The organism is Ruminococcus sp. RTP21198st1_G1_RTP21198_201120, from assembly GCF_040924265.1.
GTDB classification, from domain to species: domain Bacteria; phylum Bacillota; class Clostridia; order Oscillospirales; family Ruminococcaceae; genus Hominimerdicola; species Hominimerdicola aceti.
Genome location: NZ_JBCOMH010000009.1, coordinates 67,023 through 76,798 on the forward strand (window position 1 = coordinate 67,023; position 9,776 = coordinate 76,798).

At 42.7% G+C, this 9,776-nt stretch carries 7 protein-coding genes; all 7 read left to right on the forward strand.

Going from position 1 to position 9,776, the window contains the following annotated elements; all coding sequences use genetic code 11:
• Positions 1-17 precede the first annotated feature (17 nt).
• Complete coding sequence (locus AB5627_RS07415; protein WP_368369762.1) at positions 18-1,751, forward strand: ATP-binding protein; 1,734 nt, start codon at positions 18-20, stop codon at positions 1,749-1,751.
• A gap of 350 nt (positions 1,752-2,101) precedes the next feature.
• Entirely contained in the window at positions 2,102-3,016 is a 915-nt protein-coding gene (locus AB5627_RS07420; RefSeq protein WP_195249951.1) for a DDE-type integrase/transposase/recombinase, read from the forward strand.
• A gap of 210 nt (positions 3,017-3,226) precedes the next feature.
• The gene (locus tag AB5627_RS07425; protein WP_117892236.1) at positions 3,227-4,000 is read left to right on the forward strand and encodes a DUF4261 domain-containing protein; all 774 of its coding nucleotides are present in this window, start codon (positions 3,227-3,229) and stop codon (positions 3,998-4,000) included.
• 251 nt (positions 4,001-4,251) lie between these two features.
• Entirely contained in the window at positions 4,252-5,673 is a 1,422-nt protein-coding gene (locus AB5627_RS07430) for an MBOAT family protein (RefSeq protein ID WP_022287579.1), read from the forward strand.
• A gap of 14 nt (positions 5,674-5,687) precedes the next feature.
• Entirely contained in the window at positions 5,688-7,946 is a 2,259-nt protein-coding gene (locus tag AB5627_RS07435; protein WP_022287578.1) for a DHHW family protein, read from the forward strand.
• 1,077 nt (positions 7,947-9,023) lie between these two features.
• Positions 9,024-9,329 carry a hypothetical protein gene (locus AB5627_RS07440; protein ID WP_022288700.1) on the forward strand — a complete coding sequence of 102 codons (306 nt, stop codon included), beginning with the start codon at positions 9,024-9,026 and terminating at the stop codon, positions 9,327-9,329.
• A 79-nt stretch (positions 9,330-9,408) separates the two neighbouring features.
• Positions 9,409-9,573, forward strand: coding sequence for a hypothetical protein (locus AB5627_RS07445; RefSeq protein WP_167539803.1), 165 nt, complete (start codon positions 9,409-9,411; stop codon positions 9,571-9,573).
• Positions 9,574-9,776: the final 203 nt, after the last annotated feature.

Sequence of the window (9,776 nt, forward strand, 5' to 3'; positions counted from 1 at the left end):
ATAAGGAGGAACAGCATATGCAGAAAAAACTCTATAAAGTCATGACGATACTTGTTTCATGTACAGTGCTGTTTTTCCTTTTAGTAGCAGGCTCTCTTGGATATTCTACCTATCAGCGTTTCACTAAAAATGAGCTTAAATCCGCTGCAAAGCTCGTTGCCGCAGGAAACAATAAACCCTCAGAAATGGCTGATATTTTGGAAAGATCAGTAGAATATGATGTCCGTGTCACCTTTATCGACGCACAGGGCAATGTAAAATATGACTCTGAAGCAGATCCCGCCAAAATGGAAAACCACTCCGACCGTGAAGAGTTCAAAGAGGCTATGGCAAATGGCGAGGGCGAATCCACAAGATTTTCCAAAACCCTTGGATATACTACATATTATTATGCCATAAAATATGACGGCGGTGTGCTGAGATTTTCTACAGATAAGGAAAACCTTGCAGGGGTGTTCCTTGCAGTGATACCAATGCTGGTGGTGTTCGCAGGAGGAATAATCTTTATCACCACCATAATCTCCATAAAGCTTTCAGAAAGCATGATAAAGCCGATAAATTCTCTTGTGAAACAGCTTGATCTGAGAAACGAGAATATCGGTCAGTTTGAAACGCCTTATGAAGAACTTGAACCTATCATAAAAAATGCAGACGTTCTTATGGGACGAATACATAAGAACATGAATAAAATAAAGGCAGAGAGAGAAAAAATATCACTTATCACTGAAAATATGGTTGAGGGCATGATACTTCTTGACGAGGACATGACAGTGCTTTCAGTAAATAAGAGCGCCTTGAAAATTCTCGGCAACAGCTTTGACCCTACGGAGCATACCAAAATTAATCATATGACCAACGATCAGCAGATAATAGGTCTGCTTGAAGAAGCCAAGGAAAGCGGTGCAGCAAAAGGTATCATCACAGAAAAAAGCCGTTTTTACCGTACCTTTGCAAATAAGGTCTACAGCGAAAATACCCTTGATTTTGGTATCATAATCTTCTTTGTTGACGTAACAGAGGAGATACAAAGCGAGCAGATACGCCGTGACTTCTCAGCCAACGTATCTCACGAGCTTAAAACTCCGCTTACCACCATAAAAGGCTTTGGCGAGCTTCTTGAAAACGGCATTTTCACCAAGGAAGAGGACGTGAAGAAATACGGCGGTATGATATATCGTGAAAGCGAAAGACTTTTGTATCTTATAAACGATATTATCAGGCTTTCCCAGATAGAGGAGCAGGAACACGTTTTAAACGATAAGATAGACCTGCTGAAAACCGCCCATGACGTAGAGGAGATACTCCGTCACAAGGCAGATAATAGAGAGGTCACAATGACCATTGAGGGCGAACCTGTTCAGATATACGGCAATCAGAGCTACATCACCGAACTGTTTTTAAATCTCATGGACAATGCCATAAAGTACAATCATGAGGGCGGAAGCCTGAATGTAACGGTTGGCATAGAGGACGGCAAAGCTTTCGCAGTGTTCAGCGACACTGGCATAGGCATATCCGACGAACATCAAAGCCGAATCTTTGAACGTTTTTACCGAGTTGATAAAAGCCGTTCCAAGAAGATAGGTGGCACAGGCTTAGGGCTTTCTATAGTAAAGCACATAGTCGCATATCACAGCGGTGAGATATCCCTTGAAAGCGAACCGGATAAAGGCACGACCATAACAGTAAAACTGCCTTTCAATGAGCCTGAAACACAGAAGATAGAAATGAACACAGGCACAGAAAAATAAACCGCAACGCCGTACTGAAATTTTTAGGACGGCGTTTTTGTGCAGGTACATAGTATACAAGTTATTAAGGGGAAGGGTGATAAAGAAAGGACAAAAAAACAAGCGGGCGACCAAAGGTCGCACCAGTATGTCGCAAAAGTGTTAAATCAACGGGCGAACGCTGTTCACCCCTACAAAAAAAATCATCGCCGCAGGCGATACCATAATTCCTCATTCCTCACTCCTCATTCCTCATTTACCTCCCCTGTTATGTTACAATAGATAGTTGACAAAACAAATTGAAAAACAACTTCCAAAATGATATAATGTTAAGTACCACCAAAACAAGAATATCAAAAAGGAAGTTGTCTATGAACATTATAGCACAGGAAGCACATTTTCGTCAACGGGTAGTTAAATATTCAAATAAAAAAGGAGTAACAGAAGCATCAAGGCGCTATCATGTAAGTCGTCAGGCGATATATGAGTGGAGGGCAAGGTATGACGGCACATGGAAAAGTCTGAAAGAAAAAAGTCACCGTCCACATCATCATCCAAATGAACATACAGCAGAGGAAAAAGAAATGATACTGCGACGTTATCCACGGTATAAGGACGATATGATTATGCTCTGGGATAGTCTGCGAAAAAGCGGGTATAAACGTTCATATGGAAGTATGCTTAGGGTGATAAAGAAATGGGTAAAACCGGAGACAGAAAAGCGCAGAGCAAGGAAAAACAAGCCGTATGAAAGAGCAGTATATCCCGGACAAAAGATACAGATAGATGTAAAATTCGTACCGAGCTATTGTGTCGCAGATGGACGGAAATACTACCAGTACACGGCAGTAGATGAATGTACGAGATTTTGCTTCCGGGAGATGTATGATGAACATAGCACTTATAGCTCAAAGGATTTTCTTGAAAAGCTGTTCAAAGCATTTCCGTTTCCGATCAGAGAGATCCAGACAGATAACGGAACAGAATGGACAACGGCTTTACTCGTCAGAGATAAGCAAAGTAAAACTATGTTTGAACAGGTGCTGGAAAAGAACGACATAATATACCACAGGATTCGTGTAGCGACACCTCGCCACAACGGCAAAGTAGAGCGACAGCACAGAACAGATGAAAAGAGATTTTATAAGAAAATACGTATGTACAGTCTTGAAGACGGCAGAATGCAGCTGGTAAGATATAATAAAAAATCCAATAATATACCCAAAGTATGCTTGAATTTCAGAACTCCAAACGAAGTTCTGCAAGATCATCTGTATGTGATGTGAGTCGCCGCAGCTTTTCATTCTCCGCTCGCCTACGGCTCTCTCCAAATGAAAAGCTGCAATTAGTTACTTAACATTATTTTTTGAGAAGATGTGTCACCTATCATTGACAACTGAACACTCCTCATTCCTCATTTACCTCCCCCCTGTTGCATTTTCTCCCTAAGTGTGCTATAATGACTTCAACAGACTTTATCTTATGGAGGTAACAAAATGTCAGAAGAAAACAAAAACGTTCAGGAAAACAAGGACGATAAAAAGGAAGGCAACGTCCTTGCAGGCTTCGTTCTCTACACAGATGCTAACATGGATTGGCTCAGATTTAAAAAGTTTCTGAAAGACGATTGGAACATCGTTCCGCAGGACGATGTAAAAGACAACGCTATGGTATTCAAGGTTGGCGATATGGTGGTCGCTTGCTCACTTATGCCTAACCCAGTTCCTAACAAGGAAGCTGAAAATGCGGCAAAGTATAACATTCTCTGGAAAGAGGGCGCAAACGAGGTCGCTAAGCATCAGGCGCACGTTATGCTCGCTGTAATGAATAAAACAAGCGCTGTTGAACAGGCTATCCTCTTTGCAAAGGTGGCAAGCTCTCTGCTCAAGCTCGATAACGCTATCGGTATCTATAAAGACCCGACAGTTTATGAAAAGAATTTCTATGTGAACTTTGCCGAAACTATCAAAGACGGCGAGTATCCGATGCCTATACTTATTTATACCGGTATGTATCTTGCTAAAACAGGTCTTTGCGCTTTCACATCAGGCATGAGATTTTTCGGATATGAGGAAATGGAGATAGTTGACTCTCCAAAACAGCCTAACGACCTACTAGGCTTCCTGCTTTCTATCTCCGAGTATGTGCTTTCTGAGGGCGTTGAGCTTAAAGACGGCGAAACTATCGGCTTCTCTGAGGAGCAAAAGCTCCCTATCACTCTGTCAGACGGCGTGAGCGTTCCGGGCAAGACCCTGAAAATAAAGTATTAAACAGCGTAAATGCGTGACTTTCTGTAGGGGCGGACATTGTTTGCCCGTTATCGGTCACTTGCACATGATTTTTAGATATTTCTAAGCCGTACAATTTGTGCGGCTTTTTTTGTGCATAACCGAAAAACTTTCCGCAGGCCTCTGTTTTAATTGACTTTTAGTTTGTTCAGTGATATACTTAAATGTGTATCGCCTTTTGTCGGAATAAGCCGACAATGGCTGTTTTATCAATTTTTGTTAGGAGTTTTGTTGTGGTATTTGCAGATCTATTTTTCTTGTATTTTTTCCTGCCTGTGTGCCTGATATGCTATTTTATCACACGCAGTACAGCCATAAGAAATGCAGTGCTGGTGGTGTTTTCACTTATCTTTTACGCATGGGGCGAGCCTGTCTGGGTTAGTATCCTCATAGTTTCCTCCCTTGTGGACTACATAAATGGTCGGGTGATAGAAAAACACCCCGAAGGCTGGCAGGCAAAAGCGGCGCTTGCATGGTCGCTTGTCTTTAACCTTGGGGTGCTGTTCGGTTTCAAGTATACGGCGTTCTTTGTGGAAAATCTCAACAATTGGTTCGGTCTAGGCATACCGGTGCCTAATATCGTTTTGCCTATCGGTATCTCTTTCTATACGTTCCAGACTATTTCCTATACCGTCGATTGCTATTGGGGCAAGGTCAAGCCGCAGAAAAACTTCGGCAGATTTCTTTTGTATGTATCCATGTTCCCACAGCTCGTTGCAGGACCTATCGTAAGATACTCCGTTATCGGCGAGGAGATAAACGAAAGAAAGACCACCGCCAAGGATATCTCCGACGGCTTTTCAAGAATAATCCTCGGACTTGGCAAAAAGGTCATTATCGCAAATAATCTCAGCACCATTGTAACAGCCCTTTTCGGCTCTGCTTCAAACGGCTATGAAAATATAAAGACCCTCTCTGTGGCAGGCACATGGCTTGGCGCAATTCTTGTGGGTCTGTGGTATTATTTTGACTTCTCAGGCTATTCAGATATCGCTATCGGTCTTGGCAGGATATTCGGCTTCCACTTTGATGAGAACTTTAAATATCCTTTTATCTGCAAAACTATCTCGGAGTTCTGGCAGAGGTGGCATATCTCCCTTAGCTCATTTTTCAGAGATTATGTGCTTTATCTCCCTATCTTCGGCAAAAGAAGAAAATACGGAGGACTTTTCCTTGTATGGTTTTGCACAGGACTTTGGCACGGCGCAAGCTGGAACTTTGTTTTCTGGGGACTTTACTATGGAATGTTCATATTCTTTGAAATGCTCATAGGCAAAAAGCGCATGAAGAAAATGCCCGTACCCCTTGCACATATCTATACAAAGCTTGTTATTTTCATAGGCTTCGGAATATTCTATTTTGAGAACCTCGGCTCGCTGGGTACGTTCTTCAAGGCACTTGTTGGCGCAAATGGAAACAAGCTGACCGACACAGTTACACAGCACCTTTTCATGAACAATATCTGGCTTTTTGCAGCGGCAGTGCTTTTCACAATGCCTGTTATACCAAAGATCAAAGAAAAGGCGCTCTCTGCAAAGGGTACAGCCTATTTTATGCAGTCAGCAGGTATCATATGCAATGCGGCGATACTTGTTCTCTCAAGCGTTCTGCTTGTGAACACAACAAACAATCCGTTCTTGTATTTCAGATTTTAGGCAGGTGAAAGAGTATGGCAAATAATAAAGATTTTGAAAAGGACTTCAAACTGCCTGATACAAAGGCTCTTTCAGAAGCCTATACAGAGTATCTTGACAGCGTTACTTTCGGTGGAAAGCCCATAGGCGAGGAAAAGAAAAAGCCTGAAGCTGTCAGCATGGCAAAAGTTGACGAAACGGAGAAAAGCTCCACTGTCCATGACGAGATAGTGGAAAAGATAGTCAGAAAAAACAAGGCTCTCAGCCACAGCATTTGGACGGACGAGCCTGTTTTGAAGCCAAAGAAAAGCGTATGGCTAAATACTGATGATGATAATGAAGAAGCATTGAAAAAAGTTGAGAAAAAAGCCGAAAAAGTTGAAAATTCTCAGTCTGTACAAAAAGCTCAGGAGAAAAATGCTGAGGAAAAGGCTTCTGATAATGAGGTCATTATACCATTTTCCAAAGAGAAAAATCACATAAACGGCACTAAAAAAGAGATATCTGTGGCAGTTTCAGCAGACGGAACTGTGAAAAAGCTGCCGAATAAGAAGAATTTCGTGCTGAAGATCCCTGACAGCTATTATAGGGAATATGACGCAGCGGCACAGGATAAAGGCCCTGTTATCGCAGGAAAAAGGGTCGAGATAATCGACAAGAGAAGCCCTGAGAAAAAGCCTGAGAATGCTCAGAAGCCCAGCAGGGTAGAGGCGACTATAAATGTCAGAGTGCCTGTTCAGAAAGAGCAGGGGCCTGTCAGGAAAGCTGAAAAAAAGGCTGAGCCTAAATCTGAGCCGAAACCTGATCCTGTGGAAAAAGAAGAAAGCGACGCTAAGGCAGAGGAAGCTTACAGAAAAGGCATCGAAAAGGCAAAAAAACGTCGTGAGGAACGTGAAAAGGCTAAGAAAAACAATATTCATGAGCTGGAGTTTAATGTTATAAATTCTGTTGTTTGCCTGCTTATTGTTTTCGGCGTGTTTGCGGCACTGCTTGTGATGAAGCGTGAAAGCGGTTTTATACAGTCAGAAAACAGAAACCTTGCGACTTTTCCGAAATTTTCGCTGTCATCATATTTTGACGGTGACTTCACAAGCGGAATAACCGAATATTTTACCGACACTGTTCCAAACAGAGAAAAGCTTAAATCTTTCTGCTCTGATTTCACGAATATGCTTGGAATAAAGCTCAACGATACTGTTATAACTGGCGATTTCAAAACGGTGGAAAAAGAAGAGCTGGATCAGGATAAGATCGCAAAAACAACAACGGTAACGGCTTTTACAGGTTCGAGGACCACCACCACTGTGGATGCAAAGACCACCGACACAAGCACAACTACGAAAAAAACAACGGAAAGCGAAAAGATAGTTGACGTGCCTGACAATCTTGACGACGGTCAGTGGGAGGGTGACGTTATAGTATCCGGCAAGGGCGAAAACGTCCGTGCAATGGGTGCATACTATGGCACGTTCGAGAACGGCGACAAGTATGCGAACACCATAAACAAATGGAAGGCTGACCTTGGGGACAGCGTGAACGTATACAATATGTCTATCCCGACTTCGGCGGCTTATTATATGCCGAACAATCTCAAGGACGCTGTTTCAGATCAGAAAGACAATATCGACAACATTGCCGCAGGTCTTAACGGAATAATCAACACCGATGTTTATGACGCTCTGGCTGAGCATACAAAGGAATATATCTACTCAAGAACGGATCACCACTGGCAGCCTTTGGGAGCATATTATGCGGCGCAGGTTTTTGCCGATCAGTCGGGAATAGATTTTCCAGACCTTGATACCTACGATAAATGGGAGATAGGCGGCTTTGTGGGAACGATGTATGCTTACAGCAATTACAACAGTGAGTTGAAAAAATATCCTGATAAGTTCATTTACTATAAGCCTGACAATAATGATGATCTGACGGTAAAGTATTATGATACGGAGTTTAAAAACCCTGTGGAGTCTACGCTGTTTTTTGACTATGCAGAGGGCGTGAACTGCTATTCTGCGATACTCAACGTGGATCAGGAGATAGCTGAGATAGACACGGGCGTGGACAATGGCAGAGTGCTTGTGGTGTTTAAAGACAGCTTTGGAAATGCTCTGATACCATTTTTCACCCATGGTTTCTCAAAAATCTATGTTTGTGATTTCAGATATTTTGATATAAACGCTATTGATTTTTGTAAAGAAGTGGGTTGCACAGACCTGCTGTTTGCAATATCGTTGACGAGCTGTTCAACGCCTAGTAAGGTGGATTGTTTGAATAATATTAGGATACAGTAGGAGCTTAAGTGAGGAGTGGAGTTAAGTGAGGAGTGAGGAATGAGCATAGCAGACCAAAGTAAATTGCAAGCATAAAGTAAAATAAAGCACCAAGCGAAGCGAGAGATAAAGCGCACGCTCAAGCCCGGCGCTAGAGGGCTTGTGGGGTCTAGGGGCAAAGCCCCTAGCGGAGTATGAGGCAGAGCCTCATTCGGCGCAAGCCGACAAGGTGCAGATTTAATGAAAAATAGCATATAGAAGTCAGATATTAGATGAAAGTGATATCGGAGAATTAAATCTGCACCGCTTTTCTATCCCATAGCAAAACGTAGATACGCAAAGAGCGGAGCGATTTTGCGGAGGAATAAACTATCCCGAATAACTGTAGGGGCGAACAGCGTTCGCCCGTGTTCAGAATTTGTTATAATTTCAGAATTGTAGGGGAACGGCGCAATTTCTGCTTTGCAGAAATCCGACGTCCCGACCCCCTCGCACGTCTTTGTACATCTGCATGACTTTATGGCAAATTCAAACCTCGTCACTTCGAGCGGGCTGTCGCATTTCTGTGAGCTTGCGAACAGAAATTTCGCCAAGCCCCTACAAGCGTGATAGGATAGTTTTTTGTTCTGTCCTACAATGGTTGTAATCGTGGACTTGTTTCTTCGACGGGCGAACGCTGTTCGCCCCTACAGATTTGTTGCCATAGGTTTCGTGTTTTAGCTGTATTTATATTCAATTTTCAAGTTACGTTCGGGGTGCGACATTGGGTATTAAGCCCTAGGTTGCGTATACACAAAATACCGCAATGCACACCCACGCTTTGACACAAGTACTCTACAGCCTGTTCCAGAAACGCACCTCGGTTTCACTAAGTCGCAGGGCTTGTACGTGCCCGCAAGTATCAAAACGCTTTCTACTTATCCCGAAAATCACCACTTTTGTTGCATAAAAAATGCAACAATTGCAGAAATGTTGCCAAATTAAAATATAAATCATTTGTTTGCACGAATTTGTGGGGCAAATTTTGTGCAGGGTGATGATAAAATGTTAGTTATCAGAAAATAAAAAATAGATGCTTTTGGCATAGGGGGTATGCTTATGAAGAAATTTTTGGCTATAGCGGCTCATGTTATCAGTGGTCTGGGAAATGACCTTTTGGGCTGGGTGATAATCATTAGCTTTGAGCTGACAGGCAGTGAGGGGAAGTTTCAGTACGGTGTTTTTCATTGGATAATTTTTGCTTGTGGTTTGATACATATTGCGGTGAGCGTGCTGTACAGTTTGTTGGTTTGGAAAAAGGGTACGGCGAATGGTCATGCTCTGTCGGGAAAAATTCTTGCAGTTTATGATATTGTTATGACGCTGGTACCTTATGTGTACTGGTTTGTGGTTTGTGTGCTGTAGGTTTGGGTAAGGTGAAGCTAACGGACGAGGTTTGCCGTATGGCTTTGGATAATATGAGATAGGCTGGAGGTTGAGCGTTATGAAAAAATTTAGGACGGTGGCGGCTGTTGTTATCATGTTTTTTGCGGCTATGGCTGGCTATTTTGTTGGGGCAGCATTGCAGGAGGAAATGGGCGGTGCGATACTGTTTGCGGTGATAGCCGGGTTTGCTTGCGTTATTTACAATATGGATAATCGGGAATAGAGTTGGCGTTGTTTAACGGATAGAAAGGTGAAAATATGGAAAATACGTTTAGTGTGAAGATGATATTTCACTTTATGGCTTTGGATAATATGAGATAGGCTGGAGGTTGAGCGTTATGAAAAAAATTAGGACGGTGGCGGCTGTTGTTATCATGTTTTTTGCGGCTATGGCTGGCTATTTTGTTGGGGCAGCATTGCAGGAGG